26 protein-coding genes are annotated in these 22,191 nt (G+C 56.2%); 16 read left to right on the top strand and 10 right to left on the bottom strand.

Annotated features, from left to right (window positions below):
* A complete protein-coding gene (locus tag E1297_RS31385) occupies nucleotides 1-444 on the top strand; it encodes a low molecular weight protein-tyrosine-phosphatase (RefSeq protein WP_155144963.1) in 444 nt (147 codons plus the stop codon).
* Here E1297_RS31385 and E1297_RS31380 read toward each other — a convergent pair.
* The 3 genes from E1297_RS31380 to E1297_RS31370 form a co-directional block, all read right to left on the bottom strand.
* Nucleotides 441-1,394 (bottom strand): LysR family transcriptional regulator, encoded by a 954-nt coding sequence (locus E1297_RS31380; RefSeq protein ID WP_155144961.1) that lies wholly within the window; start codon nucleotides 1,392-1,394, stop codon nucleotides 441-443. The two genes, E1297_RS31385 and E1297_RS31380, sit on opposite strands and share 4 nt — an antisense overlap.
* A 73-nt stretch (nucleotides 1,395-1,467) precedes the next feature.
* Nucleotides 1,468-1,779 (bottom strand): hypothetical protein, encoded by a 312-nt coding sequence (locus E1297_RS31375; RefSeq protein ID WP_155144959.1) that lies wholly within the window; start codon nucleotides 1,777-1,779, stop codon nucleotides 1,468-1,470.
* A gap of 138 nt (nucleotides 1,780-1,917) precedes the next feature.
* Nucleotides 1,918-3,222 (bottom strand): hypothetical protein, encoded by a 1,305-nt coding sequence (locus E1297_RS31370; RefSeq protein ID WP_155144957.1) that lies wholly within the window; start codon nucleotides 3,220-3,222, stop codon nucleotides 1,918-1,920.
* A gap of 76 nt (nucleotides 3,223-3,298) precedes the next feature.
* On the opposite strand from E1297_RS31370, the gene lepA reads away from it, so the two are divergent.
* The 4 genes from lepA (at nucleotide 3,299) to E1297_RS31350 (ending at nucleotide 7,225) form a co-directional block, all read left to right on the top strand.
* Nucleotides 3,299-5,098, top strand: a complete 1,800-nt coding sequence (gene lepA, locus E1297_RS31365) for a translation elongation factor 4 (protein WP_155144955.1) — start codon at nucleotides 3,299-3,301, stop codon at nucleotides 5,096-5,098.
* Nucleotides 5,091-5,990 (top strand): DUF2971 domain-containing protein, encoded by a 900-nt coding sequence (locus E1297_RS31360; protein ID WP_155144952.1) that lies wholly within the window; start codon nucleotides 5,091-5,093, stop codon nucleotides 5,988-5,990. Before lepA ends, E1297_RS31360 begins: the two co-directional genes overlap by 8 nt.
* A 392-nt stretch (nucleotides 5,991-6,382) precedes the next feature.
* Nucleotides 6,383-6,604 carry a hypothetical protein gene (locus E1297_RS31355; RefSeq protein WP_155144951.1) on the top strand — a complete coding sequence of 74 codons (222 nt, stop codon included), beginning with the start codon at nucleotides 6,383-6,385 and terminating at the stop codon, nucleotides 6,602-6,604.
* A gap of 171 nt (nucleotides 6,605-6,775) precedes the next feature.
* Complete coding sequence (locus E1297_RS31350; protein WP_155144949.1) at nucleotides 6,776-7,225, top strand: hypothetical protein; 450 nt, start codon at nucleotides 6,776-6,778, stop codon at nucleotides 7,223-7,225.
* Nucleotides 7,226-7,325: 100 nt separating this feature from the next.
* Here the strand turns inward: E1297_RS31350 and E1297_RS31345 are convergent, their stop codons facing one another.
* The 3 genes from E1297_RS31345 to E1297_RS31335 form a co-directional block, all read right to left on the bottom strand.
* Nucleotides 7,326-7,742 carry a type II toxin-antitoxin system Phd/YefM family antitoxin gene (locus E1297_RS31345; protein ID WP_170331337.1) on the bottom strand — a complete coding sequence of 139 codons (417 nt, stop codon included), beginning with the start codon at nucleotides 7,740-7,742 and terminating at the stop codon, nucleotides 7,326-7,328.
* Between the two features lie 834 nt (nucleotides 7,743-8,576).
* On the bottom strand, nucleotides 8,577-8,714 hold the full coding sequence (locus E1297_RS31340; RefSeq protein WP_155144945.1) for an entericidin A/B family lipoprotein: 138 nt from the start codon (nucleotides 8,712-8,714) through the stop codon (nucleotides 8,577-8,579).
* Nucleotides 8,715-9,043: 329 nt separating this feature from the next.
* Nucleotides 9,044-9,385, bottom strand: a complete 342-nt coding sequence (locus tag E1297_RS31335; protein ID WP_155144943.1) for a helix-turn-helix transcriptional regulator — start codon at nucleotides 9,383-9,385, stop codon at nucleotides 9,044-9,046.
* Between the two features lie 373 nt (nucleotides 9,386-9,758).
* On the opposite strand from E1297_RS31335, the gene E1297_RS31330 reads away from it, so the two are divergent.
* From E1297_RS31330 to E1297_RS31305, 6 genes are all read left to right on the top strand, one after another.
* Complete coding sequence (locus E1297_RS31330) at nucleotides 9,759-10,391, top strand: ATP-dependent Clp protease proteolytic subunit (RefSeq protein WP_155144941.1); 633 nt, start codon at nucleotides 9,759-9,761, stop codon at nucleotides 10,389-10,391.
* Between the two features lie 131 nt (nucleotides 10,392-10,522).
* Nucleotides 10,523-11,791 carry an ATP-dependent Clp protease ATP-binding subunit ClpX gene (gene clpX, locus E1297_RS31325; protein ID WP_155144939.1) on the top strand — a complete coding sequence of 423 codons (1,269 nt, stop codon included), beginning with the start codon at nucleotides 10,523-10,525 and terminating at the stop codon, nucleotides 11,789-11,791.
* Nucleotides 11,792-11,855: 64 nt separating this feature from the next.
* The gene (locus tag E1297_RS31320) at nucleotides 11,856-12,218 is read left to right on the top strand and encodes a RidA family protein (RefSeq protein ID WP_155144937.1); all 363 of its coding nucleotides are present in this window, start codon (nucleotides 11,856-11,858) and stop codon (nucleotides 12,216-12,218) included.
* Between the two features lie 78 nt (nucleotides 12,219-12,296).
* The gene (locus E1297_RS31315) at nucleotides 12,297-12,680 is read left to right on the top strand and encodes an NADH:ubiquinone oxidoreductase subunit NDUFA12 (protein ID WP_155144935.1); all 384 of its coding nucleotides are present in this window, start codon (nucleotides 12,297-12,299) and stop codon (nucleotides 12,678-12,680) included.
* 12 nt (nucleotides 12,681-12,692) lie between these two features.
* Nucleotides 12,693-13,145 carry an outer membrane lipid asymmetry maintenance protein MlaD gene (gene mlaD, locus E1297_RS31310; RefSeq protein WP_155144933.1) on the top strand — a complete coding sequence of 151 codons (453 nt, stop codon included), beginning with the start codon at nucleotides 12,693-12,695 and terminating at the stop codon, nucleotides 13,143-13,145.
* A complete protein-coding gene (locus tag E1297_RS31305; protein ID WP_155144931.1) occupies nucleotides 13,142-13,510 on the top strand; it encodes a DUF2155 domain-containing protein in 369 nt (122 codons plus the stop codon). Before mlaD ends, E1297_RS31305 begins: the two co-directional genes overlap by 4 nt.
* On the opposite strand, the gene aat is transcribed toward E1297_RS31305, so the two are convergent.
* The 4 genes from aat to E1297_RS31285 form a co-directional block, all read right to left on the bottom strand.
* The gene (aat, locus tag E1297_RS31300; protein WP_155144929.1) at nucleotides 13,465-14,097 is read right to left on the bottom strand and encodes a leucyl/phenylalanyl-tRNA--protein transferase; all 633 of its coding nucleotides are present in this window, start codon (nucleotides 14,095-14,097) and stop codon (nucleotides 13,465-13,467) included. The two genes, E1297_RS31305 and aat, sit on opposite strands and share 46 nt — an antisense overlap.
* 48 nt (nucleotides 14,098-14,145) lie before the next feature.
* Nucleotides 14,146-15,495: an acetyl-CoA carboxylase biotin carboxylase subunit gene (gene accC, locus E1297_RS31295; RefSeq protein WP_155144928.1), complete on the bottom strand. Its 1,350-nt coding sequence runs from the start codon at nucleotides 15,493-15,495 to the stop codon at nucleotides 14,146-14,148.
* Between the two features lie 9 nt (nucleotides 15,496-15,504).
* On the bottom strand, nucleotides 15,505-16,005 hold the full coding sequence (gene accB / locus E1297_RS31290) for an acetyl-CoA carboxylase biotin carboxyl carrier protein (RefSeq protein ID WP_155144926.1): 501 nt from the start codon (nucleotides 16,003-16,005) through the stop codon (nucleotides 15,505-15,507).
* A 150-nt stretch (nucleotides 16,006-16,155) separates the two neighbouring features.
* Nucleotides 16,156-16,692 carry a LuxR C-terminal-related transcriptional regulator gene (locus E1297_RS31285; RefSeq protein ID WP_155144923.1) on the bottom strand — a complete coding sequence of 179 codons (537 nt, stop codon included), beginning with the start codon at nucleotides 16,690-16,692 and terminating at the stop codon, nucleotides 16,156-16,158.
* Nucleotides 16,693-16,913: 221 nt separating this feature from the next.
* On the opposite strand from E1297_RS31285, the gene E1297_RS31280 reads away from it, so the two are divergent.
* The 5 genes from E1297_RS31280 to E1297_RS49260 form a co-directional block, all read left to right on the top strand.
* Nucleotides 16,914-18,209, top strand: coding sequence for a helix-turn-helix domain-containing protein (locus tag E1297_RS31280; protein ID WP_155144921.1), 1,296 nt, complete (start codon nucleotides 16,914-16,916; stop codon nucleotides 18,207-18,209).
* 78 nt (nucleotides 18,210-18,287) lie between these two features.
* Nucleotides 18,288-18,668 carry a response regulator transcription factor gene (locus E1297_RS31275; protein WP_155144919.1) on the top strand — a complete coding sequence of 127 codons (381 nt, stop codon included), beginning with the start codon at nucleotides 18,288-18,290 and terminating at the stop codon, nucleotides 18,666-18,668.
* A gap of 173 nt (nucleotides 18,669-18,841) precedes the next feature.
* Nucleotides 18,842-18,976 carry a hypothetical protein gene (locus tag E1297_RS50860; RefSeq protein ID WP_256372793.1) on the top strand — a complete coding sequence of 45 codons (135 nt, stop codon included), beginning with the start codon at nucleotides 18,842-18,844 and terminating at the stop codon, nucleotides 18,974-18,976.
* Nucleotides 18,964-21,642 (top strand): ATP-binding protein, encoded by a 2,679-nt coding sequence (locus E1297_RS31265; RefSeq protein WP_155144915.1) that lies wholly within the window; start codon nucleotides 18,964-18,966, stop codon nucleotides 21,640-21,642. Before E1297_RS50860 ends, E1297_RS31265 begins: the two co-directional genes overlap by 13 nt.
* A gap of 77 nt (nucleotides 21,643-21,719) precedes the next feature.
* Nucleotides 21,720-22,191 (top strand): hypothetical protein (locus tag E1297_RS49260; RefSeq protein ID WP_209016106.1); only part of this gene is annotated, 472 nt, incomplete at its 3' end.

Here is a 22,191-nt window from a genome sequence, read left to right as displayed (position 1 = left end):
ATGACCCACCGTATCCTCTTTGTCTGTCTGGGCAATATCTGCCGCTCACCCGCTGCCGAGGGCGTCTTTCGCGCCCGCGCACCGCAATTCGAAACTGACAGCGCGGGAACCTCGGGCTGGCATATTGGGGATCCACCCTATGGCCCAATGCAAGAGGCCGCGCGGGCCCGCGGGCTGGACATCTCGGACTTGCGCGCCCGCCAGTTCACCGCCGCTGACTTTGATCGGTTTGACCTGATCATCGGGATGGACGCCAACAATATCTCGGATATCGAGGCGCTGCGCCCGTACGGCAATGAGACCCCTGTGCGGCTGCTGACTGATTTCGCACCTCAGGCCGGTGCCGACCACGTGCCTGACCCTTACTACACACGGGATTTCGACGGGGCGCTGGACCTGATCGAAGAGACAGTCGCGGGCCTGAACGCCCATCTGCAGAGTTAGTCGTCAATCACCTTCAATTGCCCGCTCAGCCAGGGCAATTGCGCGACTGCCGGATCGATGATCTGACTCTGCATCAGGCGCCTCATCATCCCGGCTACCTCGCGCGGCACCTGATCGGACCAGTCCGACTGTGTGAAGAGTGAGATCATGCGAGAGCTTTCGCCAAACGGGGCAGGGTAGGCCGTCAGGCCCTCATGGAAGCGCGCCGCGCGCATATATCCCAACGGTGTCGTGATGGCCCAGCCCAGACCACGCGCCACCATCGCCATCAGGGCCAGATGCGAGCCGATCTCGAACCGTTCCTCGAACTCCATCTGATTGCGCGCCAGATGGCTTTCGATCTGTCGGCTGATCAGCTGTTCCCTTGCATAGCGCAGGAATGGCAGGTTCTGCAGCGCATCGTCGACGTTATCCGCTGTTTTGGGGGTCACCAGAATGAATGGGTCCTGAACCAGCGGATACTCCACCACACCTTCCAACACCTCACCGCTATGGGCCGAAACCGCCAGATGCAAACGCTGTTCTTCAAGTGCCTGAAACAGATCGAGACTGGACAGCGTGATCAGCTTGAATTTCGACCGTGTCAGACTGTCGGCCAGCAGAGTCGCCAGTCGCGGGGTCAGATCATTGTCGAAATCATCGATCAGGCCGATTGACAGCGTGGTCAGATGGCCCAGATCCATGACAGTCAGTTCGCTTTGCGCCAATTGTAACTCACCCAGAACCGCCTCGGCCCGGGCCAGAAAGCTGCGCCCGGCCTGCGTCAGCCGCATCGGCCGCCGACCGTGATCCACCAGATCGGTGCCTAATGCCTTTTCCAGATTGCGCAATTGCTGGCTGACCGAGGGCTGGCTGAGCCCCGTGATCTCGGCGGCCTGCGCCACCGATCCGGTCCGCGCCAGGGCTTCGAACACCTCAAGCCCTCGCAGGGTCAGCCCTTTCATAACCATGCAATTTCCCTTTCGCTGCGCCATTTCTGAGGCGCAGTCGGGATCAGGTCAAGCATTCTGATCGGGGCAGGGATTAGCTGCAGATCGCCTGCGCCATCTGGCCAAAGGCCTGATACCGATCCCACAACGCATCATCACGCGCGGTCTTCGACATCTTAAGCTCTTGCGCCTGATGAGGGTCGGTGAACCACTTGGCCACGGTCCTTTGGTCACTGCGGGTCAGGGCCTGGTCCGCGACGCGCTGAATGCAACTGCACCGAGACCGCGTCGCTGCCGACCGGTCCGATGCCAGGCACGCCCGTTTGATCTGTGCAGCCTCGGTTGGTGCCGGAGCCACTGCCGTCAACGACGTTGCGCAAAATGCTATTAAGAGGAACTGTTTCATGCTCAAGCCTCGTGTTTGCCTGCCCGGACGGGTCTGATGCCCCTCTCGGCTTGCGGCAGAGTATTGTGCAAGTTGCGATGCGGATCAATCACTTGGTTCGAAAAAGTGATTGTACGAGTCTGAAATGTCGCGGTGAGTTTACAACTGTCCGTGTTTGGCGTCGGTCTCCTGTTGCTCCGAGCGTTTCAACAACTCTTTCGCGGCTTGAGCAGGTTTCATCTGATTGGTGATCAATCCGCCTACAGCCGCCCCAGCCAACGGCTGCCCAAGCATCGCACCGATTCCAGTGGCAGCCAAGACGATACTGCTGGGAAGCGTAAGTTCAGCTACATTCTGAGGAGAAGCATAGTGCTTCAGTTTGGTGGTCAGATCGTTCTTATATGTATCCATCCAGCCGGCGATATTTTGGAAGCATTCGGCACTTTCAGCTTCCATCGGTTTTGGTAGCATTTGAATCAATGACGAGATTTCCTCTTTGAGAAGGCCGAGAAACTCGAGAAGTTCTTTGCGAAGTTCTGGAGCAAGTCCGTTATGTCCTCTGACAATCTCTCTGAACGCATCGATTTGTTCGATCAAGCCGGCAGCAGACACAACCAGAGCATCGCGGTTCTGAGTTATAGCTCGAGTGTTCTCGGTTCCGGTGCCGCCTTCGGTTTCAGCCTCATCAAATTCGATTTCAGAGAACAGTCCTTCATAGTGCCCAGTCTCCAACCTGCGAATTTCAGATGCAACGGCTCCCGGGCCTGCTTGCCAAATCGAATCCTCAATTTCAGCGACACTTCGCTGCAGTTTCCAATCTGTCGGGCGACCGTCCAAAAAGCCAAGATACCAATCGTGCCAATATGACCAGTCTCGGCCAGCATGCTTTAGCGATATCAAGAGATCACCCGGATAATGACGCGGTTCCCCCGGCAGGCCACGTGCAGGTGTCAATTCTTTAGCTCCAAAGAGTTCAATTGGGTCAGGGTTTGCGCGGATTGTGAAGATATCGATCTCCACTGAATTCCATAGGGTCTGGAAGAGGATTTCCCTCTCTGTTCGTGCATTGAGTTCTTGGGCGTGTGAGGTCCAAGAAATCGCATTTCTTTTTTTTAAGCGTGCCGACCGAACGTCGGTTAGGCATCTCCCCGAACTGAGAAATCCAAAACCAAATGCTTCGTCGTTTTGGCACAGCAATTTTAGCTCGCTTCGACCAAGTTTGAGCACTGCCGATGGTGAGTCACCTAACGGCCCGGTTTCAAAACAGCATTCAACTATTGCGCGGCTTAGATCTCTGAATGGAGCGAGCGCGTAGTGTTCATTTCTGCCTTGTTTTGGTGCGTCCAGAAACCTCTTCACGCAGACCAGAGAGCGCAGAGCAGCACGGCAACTTAATGCCTTTACTGATTTGTAAGGGAGAACCAAAAGTGCCTTTTCCAATTCGGCATAGTCTCTGATACGCATAAACTACCTTTTGCTCTAATCCAAACCTCATGACTTGGCTTGACCAACCCACGATTCCTCTACATATCCCCAACCCATGACAGACCTCGCTCATATCCGCAATTTCTCCATCGTCGCGCATATCGACCATGGCAAATCCACCCTTGCTGACCGGCTCATCCAAGAGACCGGAACGGTCAAGGATCGCGACATGAAGGAACAGCTGCTCGACAGCATGGATATCGAGCGCGAGCGCGGCATCACCATCAAGGCCAACACGGTTCGCATCGACTATACCGCCGACAATGGCGAGCAATACGTTCTGAACCTGATCGACACGCCCGGCCACGTGGACTTTGCCTATGAGGTCAGCCGGTCCATGCGCGCGGTCGAAGGCTCGCTGCTGGTCGTCGACTCCACCCAAGGGGTCGAGGCGCAGACGCTGGCAAACGTCTATCAGGCCATCGACGCCGATCATGAGATCGTGCCGGTGCTGAACAAGATCGACCTGCCCGCGTCCGACTGTGACCGCGTGGCCGAACAGATCGAGGACGTGATCGGCATCGACGCGACCGACGCCATTCAGGTTAGCGCCAAGACGGGGCAGGGCATTCACGAGACGCTCGAGGCCATCGTGCAGCAACTGCCCGCGCCGCAGGGCAATCTGGACGCGCCGCTCAAGGCGATGCTGGTGGATTCGTGGTACGACGCCTATCTCGGCGTCATCGTTCTGGTCCGCATCATGGACGGCACGCTGAAAAAGGGCATGCGGGTCAAGTTCATGTCGAACGGCACCCTGCACCATGTCGACCGCGTCGGCGTTTTCCGCCCCGAGATGGAGATGGTCGACAGCCTTGGCCCCGGTGAGATCGGCTTCCTGACGGCCTCGATCAAACAGGTCCGCGACACCCGTGTCGGCGACACCATCACCAATGACCGCAACGGCACCGAAGACGCGCTGGACGGCTTCAAACCCGCGCAGCCGGTGGTGTTCTGTGGCCTGTTCCCTGTGGACTCGGCCGAATTCGAAGACCTGCGGGATGCGATCGACAAACTGGCGTTGAACGACGCCAGCTTCAGCTTTGAAATGGAAACCTCGGCCGCGCTGGGCTTTGGCTTCCGCTGCGGCTTCCTCGGGCTTCTGCACCTTGAGGTCATCCGCGACCGCATCGAACGCGAATACGATATCGAGCTCATCACGACGGCCCCGTCGGTGATCTATCACGTCTACATGAAAGACGGCGAGATGATCGAGCTACACAACCCCGCTGACATGCCCGACCCGTCCAAGGTCGACCATATTGAGGAACCACGGATCAAGGCGACCATTCTGGTGCCAGACGAGTACCTGGGCGACGTGCTGAAACTCTGCCAGGACCGCCGCGGCATCCAGCTGGATCTGACCTATGCAGGCAGCCGCGCCATGGTCGTCTATGACCTGCCGCTGAACGAGGTCGTCTTCGACTTCTACGACCGCCTGAAATCGGTGACCAAGGGCTATGCCTCGTTCGACTACCAGATGACCGGCTATACCGAGGATAATCTGGTCAAGATGTCGGTGCTGGTGAATGACGAACCGGTCGATGCGCTGTCCACCATGGTTCACCGTGACCGGGCCGAGATGCGGGGCCGGGCGATGTGCGAAAAGCTCAAGGACCTGATCCCGCGCCACATGTTCAAAATCCCGATCCAGGCCGCCATCGGAGGCAAGGTCATCGCCCGCGAGACCCTCTCGGCCCTGCGCAAGGACGTGACCGCCAAATGCTACGGAGGCGACGCCACACGGAAACGCAAACTGTTGGACAAGCAGAAAGCCGGTAAGAAAAAGATGCGTCAGTTCGGGAAGGTGGATATCCCGCAGGAGGCATTCATCTCTGCGTTGAAGATGGATGGATAATTCTGGTTATCCGCCAAATGTGATATATCGGCATCGCGGTTACACAGATCGCGATTTGGAAGACCCAGAAAAGCGTGCTCGGTTAGAGGATGAGTTAGAGGCCGCCCAAAATGGGTGTGTTTGGTTTTCTTCCTTGAACAGCCAAAATGATCCTTTCGACACTTTGCCTGTGATTGTCGATTCTGAACGGGCGGAGATTCAAAGATTAATCAAAGCATTTCAACGTGAATACGGTAGAAATGCTATGATTTCTGGAAGAAATCTCGTTGATGAGGCAAGAAACCTCAATTTGAAAATACGTGACGTTAGAGATGAATATTCCAATCCAGAGCAGTTCAAAACTGGAATTCCTAAACATTTAGAAGCGGCGCGTGAATGGCAAACGATCTGTTGTTTTACAGCCAATCCTTTTAGTTCTCTGATGTGGGCTTACTATTCTGCATCTCATCAGTCCTTTTGTTATGAGTTTTCTTGCGAAAAAGAGGATCTGGCTGCAGCTAGGAAAGTCGTTGCCAAAGTAAAATACTTGGAAAGCCGTCCAACCTTGACGACTGTTCAAGCTATCCGTTGGTTGATCAATAGTAGTCGCCGAGCGAACCCACCAAAGCATCGAGCTCTAGTCGTATCAGGTGAAGAAGCAACCATAGTTAATGATGCTCTGGTGTTGTCAAAGTCTAAGGAGTGGGATCGTGAATGCGAGTGGAGGGCCTTGAATACACAAGGTGATTCCGCAGGTTACAATTCGATTGCACCTTACCGACTAAAGTCCATTGTGCTTGGTGCCAATGCCAGCGATCGACTCAAAGGGTTTTTGATGCCTCGCATAGGCTCAGATGTTGAAGTCAGGAATTTAGCGCTCTCAAAACACTCGTATGATCTTGAGTTTGCTTGACCAACCATCTTGGATGAACTCACTTCAGTGGGCTAATTAACAAAAACCGCAGGTGATTGACGTTCCGCCCGGCAGTACCGCCGGGTCGCGCTGAGCCACCCCGTCAAACCAGAGTTTTGCCTCCGGCAAAACGGGCGGCGCGTTTGCGCCTCCTCTCGGGCAGGCGCTGCCCTAAGTTCTGGTGATCAACCGTTGCAAGCGCGTTTGCGCCCCGGGCTCTGCCCGTTTGACCCTGAAACGGTCCACTGGACCGTTTCTGAGTCGGGCCTCACACGGGCCGGTCGCCATGCTGAGCTTAACGAATGAGGTTTTCAGAGAGCCGGAGACAATTGGAGTGCGGCTTGTCTGTGAGCTGTCTGGCCAGATAGGCAGATCATCACTAGGCTGTTGCCATGACGATGAATTACCGAGCTGTACTAGCGCGCTGGCCAATCCGAACAATCGCGCTGACGTTTCTTTCATATTTTCTTTTGCAGGATTTGGCTCATCGCACGTTTCTTGCATTTCAAGAGTATGAGACAAACCCCGGCTGGTTGTTTGTGGTGATTTTGGGTTTCTGGGGAATCTACAGCATGCTTCATATGGTTCGCTACCTGGTTGGCGAGTTTCGCTAGTTACTGCGGTTTTCAGCCATTTTTCCCTGTCCCCGGTCTAAGCCCAACTTAAACACTTTATGAAGTTTCCCTTAGGTAACTTGTAAGCATCCAACCTCCTCCCAATCTGTAGGCCACAGCAGAGATGTTCGCTTTCGAATCTCAAAGGGTCGCATTCAGGAGGAGATCCCCATGACCAGATACATGACTGCCGGAGCAGCCGCTCTGGCCACGTCCCTCGCCCTCGGAACCGCAGCACTGGCCGATACCACGCCGGATCTGCGCGGCACATGGGTCGGGTCTTACACGACCGTCCAGCCCAGCCATTACTACAAGGGCGATCAGCCCCGTTTCAATCAGGCCGAATGGATGCTCGACGTCCAGATGCAGGAAGACAATGTCTTCTGGGGGCCCAGCAAGTGGCGTCGGGATGGCGATACCGAATGGAATGAATATGAGGCCACCGGAACCATCAGCCTCGATGGCTCGGGTTCGATCGGCATCATTGAAACCTCACCGCTGGTGATCGGCGCGAATGCGTTGATCGATGCACGGTACGAAGATGGCAAGATTTTTGCCGATTTCCGTAGCCTGCGTAACGGAACGACCTACAGCACCGTTCTGGAACGTCAGGTGAACTGAAGCGTTTCCGGCCCGGGCGATTGTAGGGGGTAAGTACCGCTGCTGCGATTGTGAATGCAGCGGAGGTTAGTAGGTTGCCACGCGCGGGTCGGAACGCTTCTCAAAAACGGAACCATCGTCTCCACAGGGAGGAGACGGGCCGGGCGGCCAGTTCGCCGCCCGCGACAGGATCCAGACCGCCACGTGCTAATATGCGGCGTTCCTCGGCACGGGTCATCTGGATCTCGCGGACCTTCAGCGCGGCTTCGCGCGCGGTGACATAGCTGCCGTCCGGCCCCGGTTCCATTCCCGGAATGTTTCGTCCCCGCGACCACATTCCGCGTATGCCGCTCAGGGGATGTTTCCAACCGATCTCATCGTCGTCCTGCAGATGCCAGATCCGCTCGACCTCGGTTACCGAGACCAGCGCGGCCATTGGTTTGCCATGTCGGGTCAGAATGATCACCTGACGCGGGTCCTGTGCGCGGGTGACCAGCTCTCCCAGATGGGCGCGGGCGTGGGAAATTGTGCAGCGCATCGGCGAATCTCCGTTTGTACGATTCGAAAGATCTGGGGTCTGAGCTTTGTACAAATCCTGCAATTTCTGCCTAAACGACCGTGCGGGGGCCTTTGCAGGCGCAGAAAGCGTCCGAAATCCGCTCGACCCTTCATCTCCGGACTTTTCCGCCGTCAACCCTGCGAAGTTTCGCATGTTCTGGAGTTATCCACATGGCTTTCCCTGTGGATACCAACAGGTTATCCCCGTCTAATTTTCATGCTGCAGTGCTATTTTCTTGTCGGATCGGGGGTGCGGGTGCAACAGTCTGATCACTGCCAAGGTTCTTAGGAACCACGGTGGGACGCAAAGGCCAGGGGGCCAGAGCAGGGAGGGCAGGTCCTACGGATTTGTGTTTTACTGCAAGGGCTTACCGGTGGGTGATCAGCCGATTTCGGGTCTCGTACCCATGCCGGGTGATCAACTTCTCAAAAGGTCAATGCGTGCTGCGAAGTACCCTCGCGTACAACGTGGCGGCTGCGGTCCTCCCGGGATCGGAGCAACTGGATCGGGACGTCCCTCGGGCGTGTCGACCCGGCAAGGCGTCAGGGGCATCCGTATGGGTGCATGCAAAGACCGCGTCTGCGCACCTGACGCCTTTTCCTTTTGCCGGACCCCGGTTTCATACAGGCTACCACTCACCACCCTGAAAAAGGGAACGGGGTTCTTTCGCTTGCGCAAAAGAACCCCGTAGTAGCGTCAGATGATGCAATGCCGCGTCTATGCACCTGTACTTTTGATTGTAGCTCGGCTCAGACCTTGCATCAACCATATATTGGGGTTGTGCGCGGCATTCTCACAATATGCAGAAAGTGGTCAGAGATTTTCCTGAACGTCAGTCGCTGCGCCCTGGATGGCATCGCCTGCTTTCTCGATATCTTTGCCAGCGCCTTTTGCGGTTTCGCAAGCGGTGAGGGCAAACAGGCTCAGACCAATCAGAAGTGTGCGGATCATAGGTATCTCCTTGGCTACTCAGTCATTTTGTCGGTAGCACCTTTCTGAGGCCCGGGCCAGCGTTTTGAGCGTTTTTGATCCCTTGGTATCTTGAGAAGGTGTTGGAATCTCGAACCGAATAGACGTGTCATTGCGCTGCAAACTGACACGCTCCTCATCGATACCGCACCCAAAGGTGTGAATGCAGGGAGTTTTCAAGTGATCTCTTTGCTTGCTGAACGCCAATCCGGAACGGCTCTGCCAGCTGGTTTGATCAACAGCCCTCAGGGTCGTGCTTAGCTAGAGCGGTTTGCAGCGTTCTTAACAACGCCAATCACTACCAGTCCTCGTCAGGATTTGTCGTCGCTGCAAAACAGCTCGTAAACCACTTCGAGCATGCGGCGGGGGCGATCATCGGTCAGACGATAGTAGATAGCCTTGCCTTCGCGGCGCGGTGTCACGAGCCCTTCAAGGCGGAGGCGGGACAATTGTTGGGAAACTGCAGCCTGGCGGGCAGACAGAAGCTCTTCCAGCTCGGTTACGGATTTCTCACCCGAAACCAAATGACACAGGATCATTAAACGACCTTCATGACTGATCGCTTTGAGGAAATTCGATGCGCGCGTCGCATTGTCGACCATTCGGTCGAGGTCTTCTGAAGTCATGTCCTGGGACAGCTGGGGAAGTGCCATCTAGATTGTTTTCCTTTCGGGCCCGGCATGCGGGCTATTGTTCCCTTACGTAAGTTTCGCTGAAGGCGAGCCATTTCAGTACATGTTTCGAACATGTATTTCTATATGTATGGATCAAAATAGCGTGATGGATAACGGGGAAAATGCCGGAATATGACTCCCTAGTGCGTCTATGCGGCATTCGGCTGGCGGATTTTAGCGGTCGAAGTAACGCTCAGTAGTTCAGCAGTCCGTGCTCCCCATTCGCCACGAATCCTACATTAGCGAAGCGATGTCTGCTGCACCCCTTGCGGCCCCCCGGTGCCGATACTAAGACTCATGTAACTATTCTTCGGGTAGTGTCCCGATCCATTGCAAAGCAGGCAGGTTCCGAATGTTCGATCCAGTTGACACCTATATGAATACGCTCGTTCCCATGGTCGTCGAGCAGACCAGCCGGGGTGAACGGGCTTACGACATTTTCTCGCGCCTGTTGAAGGAGCGGATCATCTTCATCAATGGCCCGATCCACGACGGAATGAGCCATCTGGTTGTTGCCCAGTTGCTCCATCTTGAGGCGGAAAACCCGAACAAGGAAATCTCGATCTACATCAACTCGCCCGGCGGCGTGGTGACCAGCGGTTTGTCGATTTACGACACAATGCAGTACATCAAGCCGAAATGTTCGACGTTGGTGATCGGTCAGGCGGCATCGATGGGATCGGTTCTGCTGGCCGGTGGCGAGAAGGGCATGCGCTTTTCACTGCCCAACAGCCGTATCATGGTTCACCAGCCCAGTGGTGGGTATCAGGGTCAGGCCAGCGATATCATGATCCATGCTGCCGAAACGCAGAAACTCAAGGATCGCCTGTATGATATCTATGTGCGTCATACCGGACAGACCAAAAAAGCTGTTGAAAAAGCTCTGGATCGTGACAATTTCATGAGCCCGGAAGAAGCGAAAGAGTGGGGTCACATCGACGAAATCGTCGAGAACCGCGCTAAGATGGATGTTGAAGAAAGCTAAGATCAAAACCTCGCGCGTGTAGCGCGAGGTGTGATTTTGAGATTGTAGCTGCCACAGTGCTGGCCTAAGCTGCATGAACAGGCGCAAGCGCGACGCAGCGGCGCGCAGGGATGGAGCCCGAAAGGTAGATCATGGCGACGAATTCAGGCGGTGACAGCAAGAACACGCTCTACTGCAGTTTCTGCGGCAAGAGTCAGCATGAGGTGCGTAAACTGATTGCGGGCCCGACGGTGTTCATCTGTGACGAATGCGTCGAATTGTGCATGGACATCATTCGCGAAGAAACCAAGGCCAGTGGCCTTAAATCTTCGGATGGTGTGCCGACACCAAAAGACATCTGCGAAGTTCTGGATGACTATGTTATCGGTCAGGCCACTGCCAAGCGGGTTTTGTCGGTTGCGGTTCACAACCATTACAAGCGCCTTAATCACGCTCAGAAAGCGGGCAGCGATATTGAGTTGGCCAAGTCCAACATCCTGCTGATCGGTCCGACCGGTTGCGGTAAGACGCTGCTTGCGCAGACTCTGGCGCGCATTCTGGATGTTCCGTTCACCATGGCGGACGCGACCACACTGACCGAAGCCGGTTACGTGGGCGAGGATGTCGAGAACATCATTCTCAAACTGCTTCAGGCCAGCGAGTACAATGTCGAGCGCGCGCAGCGCGGCATCGTCTATATCGACGAGGTCGACAAGATCACACGCAAGTCCGAAAACCCTTCGATCACCCGCGACGTCTCGGGCGAGGGTGTTCAGCAGGCGCTGCTGAAACTGATGGAAGGCACCGTTGCCAGCGTTCCACCTCAGGGTGGCCGCAAGCATCCGCAGCAGGAATTCCTGCAGGTTGATACAACGAATATCCTGTTCATCTGTGGCGGTGCATTTGCGGGGCTGGATAAGATTATCGCACAACGCGGCAAAGGCTCGGCCATGGGCTTTGGTGCCGACGTTCGTGACAATGATGACCGCGGTGTTGGTGAGATCTTCAAGGACCTTGAGCCCGAGGATCTGCTGAAATTCGGTTTGATCCCGGAATTTGTTGGTCGTCTGCCGGTTCTGGCGACGCTGGAGGATCTGGATGAGGACGCACTTGTTACCATCCTGACCAAGCCCAAGAACGCGCTGGTTAAGCAATACCAGCGTCTGTTCGAGCTTGAAGATGCCGAGCTGGCCTTTACGGATGATGCGCTGAAGGCGATCGCGAAGAAGGCCATTGAGCGTAAAACCGGTGCGCGCGGGTTGCGCTCGATCCTCGAAGATATCCTGCTGGATACGATGTTCGAACTGCCGGGTCTGAAGAATGTGACCGAGGTGGTGGTGAACGAAGAGGCGGTGACCTCGGAATCGCAACCGCTCATCATTTATGCGGATGCCGGTCCCGAATCGGCGTCTGCTGGCTGAACTCAGAGAGTTTTCGAATTTACACGGCGCGGTATCATCCGCGCCGTTTTCATATGAGGGCACAATGACAATTAAGCGTATTTCTTCAGGTGGTGAGTTTGAGGCGAAGGTCGGATATTGCCGGGCTGTTGTAGCGGGTGGCTGGGTGCACGTTGCCGGTACCGTCGGTCAGGGTGACGGCGCGGCCGAGCAGTGTCGGTCAGCGTTGGCTGTCATAGAAAAGGCCCTGACGGATGCTGGTGCGTCTTTTGCCGATGTGGTGCGCGTCACTTACATGCTGCCGGACCGTGCCGAGTTCGAGCCTTGCTGGCCCATTCTGGCTGAAACCTTTGGTGAGAACCCGCCAGCGGCGACGATGATCGAATGTGGCCTGATTGATCCAAAGTACCGGATCGAAATCGAAGTGACTGCAATCTTGCCGGAATAAGGGCTGCGGCCCTGCTGACACTGGACCTTGGTCGGCCTTTGGTCCATATCTTCAGGAGCATAACTGCCGGAGGCGCCAATGGGAATCCTGAACACTCTTTTACGAGCTGTGACCTGGTGGAACGGGGCGACCCTGAACACCCAGATTTTCACCGCGCGCAAGGGTATCAAGGTTGGCGAAGATGATCAGGGCAACGTGTTTTACCACAACGCCGATGACAGCAAGCGCTGGGTCATTTTCAATGGCGAAGCCGAGGCAAGCCGGATTGATCCGGACTGGCATGGTTGGCTGCATCGCACCTGGGATGAACCTCCGACAGAAAAACCGTTAAAGCACAAATCCTGGGAGCTGCCGCATCAGGAAAACCTGACCGGCACCGCATTGGCCTATACGCCGGCGGGATCTCTGCGCCGACCGGACCCGGTTGAGCGCAAGGATTATGAGGCCTGGAGCCCTGAATAGGCGAGGCGAGCAATGTCTACCCACAACATGACCGAAGTTCTTGTCGGCGGAGCCGTGCTGGCTTGCGCCGTTGCGTTTGGCGTCTATGCCAGCCAGTCCACGGGCCTGTCTCAGAACCGGGCCGGGTATGAATTGGGCGCATCGTTCCGTTCGCTGGAAGGTGTCGGGATCGGCACCGACGTGCGGTTGGCAGGTGTGAAGATCGGGACTGTTACGAACGTTGCGCTCAATCCCGAGACATATCGTGCTGATACGACCTTTTCGGTCGCTGACGGTATCCAGATTCCGGATGACAGCGCCATCGTCATTTCCTCGGAAGGTCTGCTGGGCGGTAACTTCGTCGAGGTTATGCCGGGCGGATCACCGTTCTATTTTGAGCCCGGAGACGAGGTGGAGGATACCCAAGGCGCGGTCAGCCTGATCTCGCTGTTGGTCAAGTTTGTTGCCGGGGACAGTGGCGAATGATGCGGGCTGCTTTTTTTGCATTGTTGTTGGTCGGTACTGGCGCTGCTGCTCAGCAAAAGGTGGAATCCGGCCCGGGCGCGATGCTGCGTGGACTGGATAAGGTCAGCGGGCAGACCGTTGATGTCGAACTGCAGAGCGGTCAGACCGAGGCCATATTCGGGCTGGATGTCGCCCTTGGAGATTGTCGATACCCTGCGGATAACCCGACTGGGGATGCCTTCGCCTATCTGACAATTTGGGAAAGTGGTAAATCAGAGCAGCTGTTCGATGGCTGGATGATTGCAACCTCTCCCGCGCTGAATGCGCTGGATCACGCGCGTTATGACGTCTGGGTGATCCGCTGTATCACGCCATCTGCCGACTGAGGGATTACGGCAGTAAAATCTGCGCTGGCGTTAATCGCTTCTTCAAGCTCTCGGCGATATTGGCTGCGTGGGATTTCGATCGCGCCCAATGATGCCAGATGCGCAGTCAGAAACTGCGTGTCAAACAATCGGAAACCGGTTTGACGCAGACGGTCCACCAGATAGGCCAGTGCAACCTTGGATGCGTCTGTGCGGCGTGAGAACATGCTTTCCCCAAAGAAAGCCGCCCCCAGCACAACGCCGTAGACGCCGCCAACAAGCTGATTTTCCTCCCAGACTTCGAGAGAATGCGCGTGGCCGGATTGATGGAGGTCAAGATACAAGCCGCGTAACTCGGCGTTGATCCATGTGTCTGTACGATCTGCACAGCCATCAACGACACCTGCAAAGTGTTGGTCGATTGACACCTCGAACCCGCTGTTGCGAATTCTGCGCGCAAGGCTGCGTGAGATGTGAAATCCATCCAGCGGGAAGACACCACGAAATTTTGGATCTACCCAGAAAAGCTCAGGGTCGTCACGATGTTCTGCCATCGGAAAAATGCCGATGGAATACCCATGAAGAAGGAGTTCGGGTGAAAGGCTCATGCAGAATACCCGAAGGTCGAAGAGCGTTTGCTCTTCGACCTTACAGATTTATTGGGCCATGTTCTCCGCAAGCCAGTGCTCCAGCCAGTGGATGTTGTAGTCCCCGCTGTGGATGTCTGGTTCCTGCAGCAGAGCGTGGAACAAAGGCACGGTCGTGTCGATGCCATCCACGATCAATTCACCCAAAGCACGGTTCAGGCGTGCCAGCGCCTCATCCCGGTCGCGGCCCTGCACGATCAGTTTGGCAATCAGCGAGTCATAGTAGGGTGGAATGGAATAGCCATCATAGAGTGCTGAATCCATCCGTACGCCAAGACCGCCAGGTGCGTGATAGGCAGAAATCTTGCCCGGGCAGGGCGAGAAGTTTGGCAGTTTCTCGGCATTGATCCGAACTTCGATGGCGTGCCCATTGATTTCCAGATCGTCCTGACCGAACGACATCGGTTCGCCCGCTGCGACGCGAATTTGCTCGCGCACCAGATCGACACCAAAGATGCCTTCGGTTACCGGGTGTTCCACCTGCAGACGCGTGTTCATCTCGATGAAATAAAACTCACCGTTTTCGTACAGGAATTCGATGGTACCCGCGCCAATATAGTTGATCTTGGCAACTGCGTCTGCACAGATCTTACCGATCTTGGCGCGCTCTTCCGGGGTGATGCTGGGGCCGGGGGCCTCTTCGAACACCTTCTGGTGACGACGCTGCAACGAGCAGTCGCGTTCGCCCAGGTGGACCGCCTTGCCTTTGCCATCACCGAAGACCTGAATCTCGATATGACGCGGTGTGGTCAGATACTTCTCGATATAGACCTCGTCATTGCCAAAGGCGGCTTTGCCTTCGGCGCGTGCGGTCATGAACGCACTTTCCATTTCATCAGCGCTTTGCGCGACTTTCATGCCGCGACCGCCGCCACCAGCGGTGGCTTTGATGATGACGGGATAACCGAATTCTTCACCGATTTTCTTGGCTGCAGCCAGATCTGGAACACCACCGTCTGAACCCGGGACACAGGGAACACCCAGTTCCTTCATCGTGTCCTTGGCTGTGATCTTGTCGCCCATCACGCGGATATGTTCTGCGGTGGGGCCGATAAAGGTGATGCCGTGATCTTCGACGATCTGCACGAATTCGGCATTTTCGGACAAAAAGCCATAACCGGGGTGGATCGCTTGCGCACCTGTGATCTCACAGGCTGAAATGATCGCGGGTACCGACAGATAGCTCTGCGGGCTGGGGGCCGGGCCGATGCAGACCGATTCGTCGGCCATGCGTACATGCATCGCGTCGCTGTCGGCGGTCGAATGCACGGCAACCGTCGCAATACCCATCTCGCGCGCGGCGCGGATCACACGCAGGGCGATCTCGCCTCGGTTGGCAATCAGGATCTTGTCGAACATGGGCCCGCCTTACTCGATTATAACCAGAGGGGTGCCGAATTCGACGGCGTCACCATCGCTGACCAGAATACGCTTGATGGTACCCGATTTGGGTGCGTGGATATGGTTCATGGTCTTCATCGCTTCGACGATCAACAGCGTGTCGCCTTCGGATACAGATGCGCCAACGGTGATAAAGGCGGGTGCGCCCGGCTCGGGCTGCATGTAGACAGTGCCAACCATGGGTGAGGTTACTGCCCCCGGGTGACTTGCCGGATCTTCCGCTGCTGCGGTTGCTTCGGCCGGGGCGGGCGCTGCAGCGGGTGCTGCGGCTGCAGGTGCGGCAGCGGCTGGAACGGCCACCTGAACCGGAGCAGCTACGGCTTGGTTCATCCGGCTGACACGAACGTTCAGGCTGTCTTCTTCGCCATATTCACGTTTGACCTGCAGTTCGGTCAGGTCGTTTTCGCGCAGCAGTTCGGCCAAGGCCTTGATGAACGCCACATCCGCTTCGTGTTTGGTATCTGTCATGAGTGTCCTCGACGGTTCCCCTTTGGCCCGTCTGTTTTTGCGGGCTTGGTCTAATTACGCAGCGTTATAAGCCATGCAGTCGGCCATGAAAAGCGCAGTCTCAGCCTGTCAAATGGGGGTTTTTGCGTACATTGCGAGAGGCAAGCGGGATCAGAGTGGCATCCCCGACAATTTCGCCACCAGTTCGGGCAGTTTCCGGGCGCCAAACTTCTCCAGCAATCGGGCCCGATAAGCCTCGACTGTGCGATAACTCAGGCCAAGTTCAGCCCCGATTTCCTTTGCGGACAACCCTCTGCACGACATGATCGCCACTTCTCGCTCACGCTGTGTAAGCTCTACTAACGGGCGCTCTTCGGAGATGTCGGAAAAACTCCAGATGCCGTGGCGGAAAGGATCGTCCGGTGTCAGTGACCGTCCGCGTGCCCGGCACCAGAACAGATCGCCATTCCGGCGTCGCATGACCCGTTCGTCCGTATAGTAGCCCGTGTCTCGCATCACCTGCAGGCTGCGCGCGCCGATGCGTTCCCAATCCGCAACTGACGGATAGAGGTGCAACAATGGCATATTGCGATACTCTTCCTCACTGCCGCCAAAGGTGCGGGCAAACTGCAAATTGCAGCGCCGGATGATCCGGTTTTCAAGCTCGACGAGCCCGATCGGGGCGTATTCAAAGGCTGGATCGCTCATATACCTATGGTGACGCGTATTGGGGCAGAATTGAAGGGGCGAAACTCTCAATCACTTGGCTGAATGATGGGCTCTTGAGTGATATTAAATCGGAAAAGTAGTAAATCCTGTAAATATGCTTTGAAAATAGGCCTCCAACCAATAACAATTAAACAACTATTCTGAAAAATCGTGTGCCCGGCCGAAAAGCGGGCGACGCCACCTTAGGGAAAGTTGTGCCTTTGCGCGACACACTGACAGGAAGCCGAATACGGGAAAGACGACAGATTTCCGGTCTGCGTCAGGCGGAACTCGCGCGCCGGGTTGGTATTTCGGCGTCATATCTGAACCTGATCGAACATAATCGTCGGCGGATCGGGGGTAAGCTGCTGGTCGATATCGCGTCGTCGTTGTCGGTCGAGCCTTCGTTGCTGACACAGGGGATCGAGGCCACCTTGATCGCGGCGCTGCGTGAGGCGGCTGCAGATGCGGTTGGACAAACGGCCGAACTGGATGCGCTGGATGAGTTTGCGGGGCGTTTCCCAGGCTGGGCAGGTGTCTTGTCGCAGATGCATCGCCGTGTCGTGTCTTTGGAGCGCACGGTTGAGACACTGTCAGATCGATTGACCCATGACCCGCATCTGGCGGCCTCGATGCACGAGGTGCTTTCGACGGCGGCCGCGATCAGATCGACCGCTGCGATTCTGGCCGAGCCCGAAGAGATTGATGCGGAATGGCGGGATCGCTTCCACCGCAACATTCACCAAGACGCTGAACGTCTGGCCGAAAGTTCCAAGGCTCTGGTTGCCTATCTGGATGAAAGCGAAGATGAGCCTGACCGCCGTGGGATGCCGCTGGAAGAGGTCGAGGCGTTCTTTGCCGAGCGAGAGTACCATTTCCCGGAAATCGAAGAAGGTGCGGAAGCCGATTCGTTTCCGTTGGATGGTCTGGACACATCCGCTGCAAAATCCGTGGCGCAGAGCCTGTTGGCAACCTATGCTGCTGACGCGCGTGCAATTCCGCTGGAGAGGCTTCGGGAAGAGTTGGGCGGTGCTGAGCCGGATCCGATGGGGCTTGCGGCGCGATTTTCGGTGGACTTGGCGATAGTGCTGCGTCGGTTGGCATTTGTTCCGAAAAGCTTTTTGCCACGAGCGGCGGGTCTGGCAATTTGTGATGCGTCCGGCAGTATCCTGTTTTACAAGCCTGTGCCTGGATTTGCGCTACCCCGGCACGGAGTAGGCTGTCCGCTATGGCCGTTGTTTACAGCTCTCAATCGGCCGCTGGTCCCGGTCCGGAAAAGGATCGTTCAGCTGGGCCGGACCGCGGCTGAGTTCGATTGCTATGCGATTGCTTGGCCTCAGCCTGTACAGTCATTTGATCAGGACCCCGTTTATCACTCGGCAATGCTGGTGCTGTCGGTCGAAGATCCGTCACCAGATGTCGATGCGAAGGCTCAGGTTGGGGCCAGCTGTCGCATCTGCCCAAGAAACGCATGTGAATCACGGCGCGAGCCGTCGATTCTTAGCGAAGTTTTTTGACAGTTTCCTGACAGAACGATTAATCTGACAGCGATGGATGGCCGCGCGTTTGATCGGCCATGGGGAGGAACTGCAAATATGAGCCGTAAGGTTCTGTTGATCGAGGACGAGCCAAACATTACCGAGGCGATCCGATTTCTGCTGACTCGTGAGGGTTGGCAGGTCGAGACCCATGCCGAAGGCGTGGATGCTGTTCAGGTGATTGTGGCTGAAAATCCGGACCTTGTTATTCTCGACGTTATGCTGCCGGGTAAGAGTGGCATGGACATCCTGCGTGACCTTCGGGAACTTGAGGGGATGAAGGGCCTGCCTGTGTTGATGCTTACGGCAAGGGGGCAATCCCGAGATCGGGAAATGGCGGAGCAGGCTGGTGTCAGCCGGTTCATGACCAAACCATTTTCCAATACCGAAGTTCTGACTGCTGTGCGCGATCTGCACGCACAAGCCTCGCGGTCATGACGTCGGAGGATAATGCACGTCAAAAAACGGCGACAAGACCGTCGCTCTTCCTAGAACGTCAGAGTTATCGTCGACGCAGATTGTCTGATGCGGCGAGATTGCTGCCATTTCTGGGTGCCGCTCTGATCGGACTCCCCTTGCTCTGGCCGGATGGCAGCGCAGGAGAGGACGCAGTGCCGCTTTCCTCCGCCATCCTGTACATCTTTGGTTGTTGGGGTGCCCTCATCCTGATCAGTATGTTCTTCGGCTTCGTGGCCAAGCGTTTTGCAGCACGTGAGGATACGGAGACGGACGAATGGCGACATTAAACGTCCTGATACTCGTCTGCCTTGGCTACGTTGTACTGTTGTTCGGCGTGGCCTTTGCCGCCGACCGGATGGCGGTTGCTGGACGTGGGAAATGGCTGCGATCGCCATTGATCTACACTCTGTCCCTGTCGATCTATTGCACAGCTTGGACATTTTACGGCGCGGTTGGCAACGCCGCCCGTTCGGGACTGGAGTTCGTCACCATCTATCTGGGACCGACGCTGGTTATGATCAGCTGGTGGTGGGGGCTACGTAAACTTGTTCGCGTAGGGCGCAGCCAACGCGTGACTTCGATCGCCGACCTGATTTCGTCCCGTTATGGTAAGTCGAACACTCTGGCGATTTGTGTGACCATTCTGGCTGTGTTGGGCGGCACGCCTTACATCGCGCTGCAATTGCAATCGATTACGCTCTCTTTCTCGATATTTGCCGAAGCGGATTCGTCTGGTCTCTATAGAGAAGGATCGAGTGTTTTCTGGGTGGCTGCCGGTCTGGCGGTCTTTGCCATTCTGTTCGGTACACGAAATCTGGACGTAAATGAGCGTCACCACGGCGTTGTGACGGCCATTGCTCTGGAATCTGTGGTCAAGCTGTTTGCGTTGCTGGCAGTCGGCATATTTGTCGTCTGGGGAATCGCAGGCGGCGTTGGTCCGATGATGGACCGTATTGATGCCTCTGAAATCGGTCAGTGGAACGTTGATGCGGGCCGCTGGACCACAATTACCTTCCTGTCTGCCGCGGCCTTTGTCTGCCTGCCGCGCATGTTTCAGGTGATGGTCGTAGAAAACGATGATGAGGGGCACCTGAGAACGGCGGCCTGGGCCTTTCCGCTGTATCTGCTGCTGATGAGCCTGTTTGTTGTACCTATTGCTGTCATCGGGCTGGACCTGATGCCCGAAGGATCAAATCCGGACCTGTTTGTTCTGACGGTGCCGCTGTCTCAGGGCAATGAATGGCTCGCCATGCTCTCGTTCATCGGGGGTTTTTCATCGGCTACATCGATGGTCATTGTGACGGCTATGGCGCTTTCAACCATGGTCTCCAACCATGTTGTCATGCCGATCTGGCTGAGTACTCAGGAAGGATCGGGTTCGGTTTCAGGTGACGTTCGCAACATCGTTCTGATGGCGCGCCGGGTATCGATCGCTGTCATCATGGGATTGGGCTACTTCTATTTCCATTTGTCCGGTGGGGGTGCGGCGCTGGCCTCCATCGGGCTTGTCGCATTTGCAGGGATTTCCCAGATTCTGCCAGCACTTGTAGGTGGTTTGTTCTGGCGTGGGGCGACGCGAACCGGTGCTCTGATTGGATTAAGTGTCGGGTTCTTCCTCTGGATTTATACGCTGCTGTTGCCCGGAATGGGCGGGGGGGTGATGCCTGCCTCGGTCCTTGAAAACGGTCCATTTGGCTGGGGATGGCTCAGACCGCAAGCGCTGTTCGGGATCGATGGGATTGACCCGATGGTACATACGATCATGTGGTCGCTGTCCCTGAACACCATCGCCTTTTGCGTGGCATCCCTGCTGAGCTTTCCCAGCCCGCTGGAGCGGTTGCAAGGCGCTCAATTCGTGAATGTCTTTGACCATTCGGTTGCCCCTCAGGGATGGACCGGGTCCATTGGCCAAAGCGAAGATCTGATGATCATGACACAGCGAATTCTTGGCACGATTCCCGCGCAGGTGTTCTTTCAGGCCGAGGCGTTGAAACAGGGCGGTCGGGGGCGATTGCCCGAACCTACGCCGGGTTTTCTGGTGCGTCTTGAACGTGAGTTGAGCGGTTCTGTCGGAGCGGCTACCGCTCATGCTATGGTCGGGCAGATCGTAGGGGGATCGTCGGTTTCGGTCGAAGATCTGCTGGCGGTGGCTGATGAATCGGCGCAGCTGCTGGAATATTCAGGTCAGATGGAGGCAAAGTCTGCCGAACTTAGCCGCACGGCACGTCAGTTGCGTGAGGCGAACGAAAAACTCACGCAAATCTCGATGCAAAAGGATGCCTTTCTTGGTCAGGTGAGCCACGAATTGCGCACTCCGATGACCTCAATCCGGGCATTTTCGGAAATCATGCGCGATACCGAAGAGCTGAGTGCCGAGGAAAAGACGCGTTATGCAGCGATCATCCATGACGAGGCTTTGCGTCTGACCCGATTGCTGGATGATCTGCTGGACCTCAGTGTTCTGGAAAGCGGGCAGGTCAGTTTGAACTTGGGCGACAGTACGTTGCGGTCTGTTCTGGATCGCGCCATTTCTACCGCGCTTGCCGGAACAGATCGAAAGCTCGAGATACGGCGCAGCCTGACCTCTGAACGCATACCGCTGCAAACTGATCTGGATCGCCTTGGTCAGGTCTTCATCAATCTGATTTCGAACGCGCAGAAGTACTGTGATGCGCCCGATCCTGTCCTGACCATTTCGGCGCACGATGTTGGGGGGCAGGTCGTGATCGACTTCATCGACAATGGCAGTGGAATTCCACCCGAGGCGCAATCGATGGTGTTCGAGAAATTCGCGCGTGTAGGCTTCGACAAAGCCGGGGGCGCGGGTCTGGGCTTGGCCATCTGTCGTGAGATCATGCAGCGCCTCGGCGGCGAAATCAGCTATTTGCCGGGGCAGGCGGGGGCCGCGTTCCGTGTCAGCCTGCCACTGGCGCACAAGCAAGCCGCGCAGTGATCGCGATTTAAAGGTATTGGTAACCGTCGCCGGGTTAGACCGGGTATCAGGCGATAAACAGAAAGCGGTTCGGTGCCATGGCAAATGATGTCAGCGCAGCTTTGGCGCGTAAACTTGTGGTTGGGCAAGCTGATGCCGAGGATAAACCCCGCCCCATCCTGCGAGCGCTGCGGTTGGCATTGGCCCGGGCGGCAGATGAAACCATTCAGCTACCACTGTCCGTCATCGGGGCCAAACAGACCATCAAACCCTCGGACGCGCTAAGCCAGACTCTGACCGATGCTTGGTTGCTGCTCGCGTTTACCAACAAAGAAGGGCGGACAGCTGCGGTCTGTCTGGATGCCAGCTGTGTTTCAGCAATCCTGCAAATGCAGACCATAGGTGAAATACTGTCAGGCTCGCCCCCGGATCGTGTATTCACCGATACGGATGCGGCCATGGTTGCGCCACTCATTGAAAGTGTGTTGACCCGGGTTCCGGATCTAATTGGCGCTCCGGCCGATAGTGACTGCTTCGTCGGATACGAATTCTTGTCCCGAGCTGAAGATG

The sequence above is a fragment of the Roseibium sp. RKSG952 genome, assembly GCF_009711355.1.
This window is presented reverse-complemented; position numbering and strand designations above follow the sequence as displayed.

Bases quoted from the DNA above. Each gene is read 5' to 3' on its own strand.
- E1297_RS31385 (WP_155144963.1), top strand. From the start codon at position 1: ATGACCCACCGTATCCTCTTTGTCTGTCTGGGCAATATCTGCCGCTCA.
- E1297_RS31380 (WP_155144961.1), bottom strand. From the start codon at position 1,394: ATGGTTATGAAAGGGCTGACCCTGCGAGGGCTTGAGGTGTTCGAAGCC.
- E1297_RS31375 (WP_155144959.1), bottom strand. From the start codon at position 1,779: ATGAAACAGTTCCTCTTAATAGCATTTTGCGCAACGTCGTTGACGGCA.
- E1297_RS31370 (WP_155144957.1), bottom strand. From the start codon at position 3,222: ATGCGTATCAGAGACTATGCCGAATTGGAAAAGGCACTTTTGGTTCTC.
- lepA (WP_155144955.1), top strand. From the start codon at position 3,299: ATGACAGACCTCGCTCATATCCGCAATTTCTCCATCGTCGCGCATATC.
- E1297_RS31360 (WP_155144952.1), top strand. From the start codon at position 5,091: ATGGATAATTCTGGTTATCCGCCAAATGTGATATATCGGCATCGCGGT.
- E1297_RS31355 (WP_155144951.1), top strand. From the start codon at position 6,383: ATGACGATGAATTACCGAGCTGTACTAGCGCGCTGGCCAATCCGAACA.
- E1297_RS31350 (WP_155144949.1), top strand. From the start codon at position 6,776: ATGACCAGATACATGACTGCCGGAGCAGCCGCTCTGGCCACGTCCCTC.
- E1297_RS31345 (WP_170331337.1), bottom strand. From the start codon at position 7,742: ATGCGCTGCACAATTTCCCACGCCCGCGCCCATCTGGGAGAGCTGGTC.
- E1297_RS31340 (WP_155144945.1), bottom strand. From the start codon at position 8,714: ATGATCCGCACACTTCTGATTGGTCTGAGCCTGTTTGCCCTCACCGCT.
- E1297_RS31335 (WP_155144943.1), bottom strand. From the start codon at position 9,385: ATGGCACTTCCCCAGCTGTCCCAGGACATGACTTCAGAAGACCTCGAC.
- E1297_RS31330 (WP_155144941.1), top strand. From the start codon at position 9,759: ATGTTCGATCCAGTTGACACCTATATGAATACGCTCGTTCCCATGGTC.
- clpX (WP_155144939.1), top strand. From the start codon at position 10,523: ATGGCGACGAATTCAGGCGGTGACAGCAAGAACACGCTCTACTGCAGT.
- E1297_RS31320 (WP_155144937.1), top strand. From the start codon at position 11,856: ATGACAATTAAGCGTATTTCTTCAGGTGGTGAGTTTGAGGCGAAGGTC.
- E1297_RS31315 (WP_155144935.1), top strand. From the start codon at position 12,297: ATGGGAATCCTGAACACTCTTTTACGAGCTGTGACCTGGTGGAACGGG.
- mlaD (WP_155144933.1), top strand. From the start codon at position 12,693: ATGTCTACCCACAACATGACCGAAGTTCTTGTCGGCGGAGCCGTGCTG.
- E1297_RS31305 (WP_155144931.1), top strand. From the start codon at position 13,142: ATGATGCGGGCTGCTTTTTTTGCATTGTTGTTGGTCGGTACTGGCGCT.
- aat (WP_155144929.1), bottom strand. From the start codon at position 14,097: ATGAGCCTTTCACCCGAACTCCTTCTTCATGGGTATTCCATCGGCATT.
- accC (WP_155144928.1), bottom strand. From the start codon at position 15,495: ATGTTCGACAAGATCCTGATTGCCAACCGAGGCGAGATCGCCCTGCGT.
- accB (WP_155144926.1), bottom strand. From the start codon at position 16,005: ATGACAGATACCAAACACGAAGCGGATGTGGCGTTCATCAAGGCCTTG.
- E1297_RS31285 (WP_155144923.1), bottom strand. From the start codon at position 16,692: ATGAGCGATCCAGCCTTTGAATACGCCCCGATCGGGCTCGTCGAGCTT.
- E1297_RS31275 (WP_155144919.1), top strand. From the start codon at position 18,288: ATGAGCCGTAAGGTTCTGTTGATCGAGGACGAGCCAAACATTACCGAG.
- E1297_RS31265 (WP_155144915.1), top strand. From the start codon at position 18,964: ATGGCGACATTAAACGTCCTGATACTCGTCTGCCTTGGCTACGTTGTA.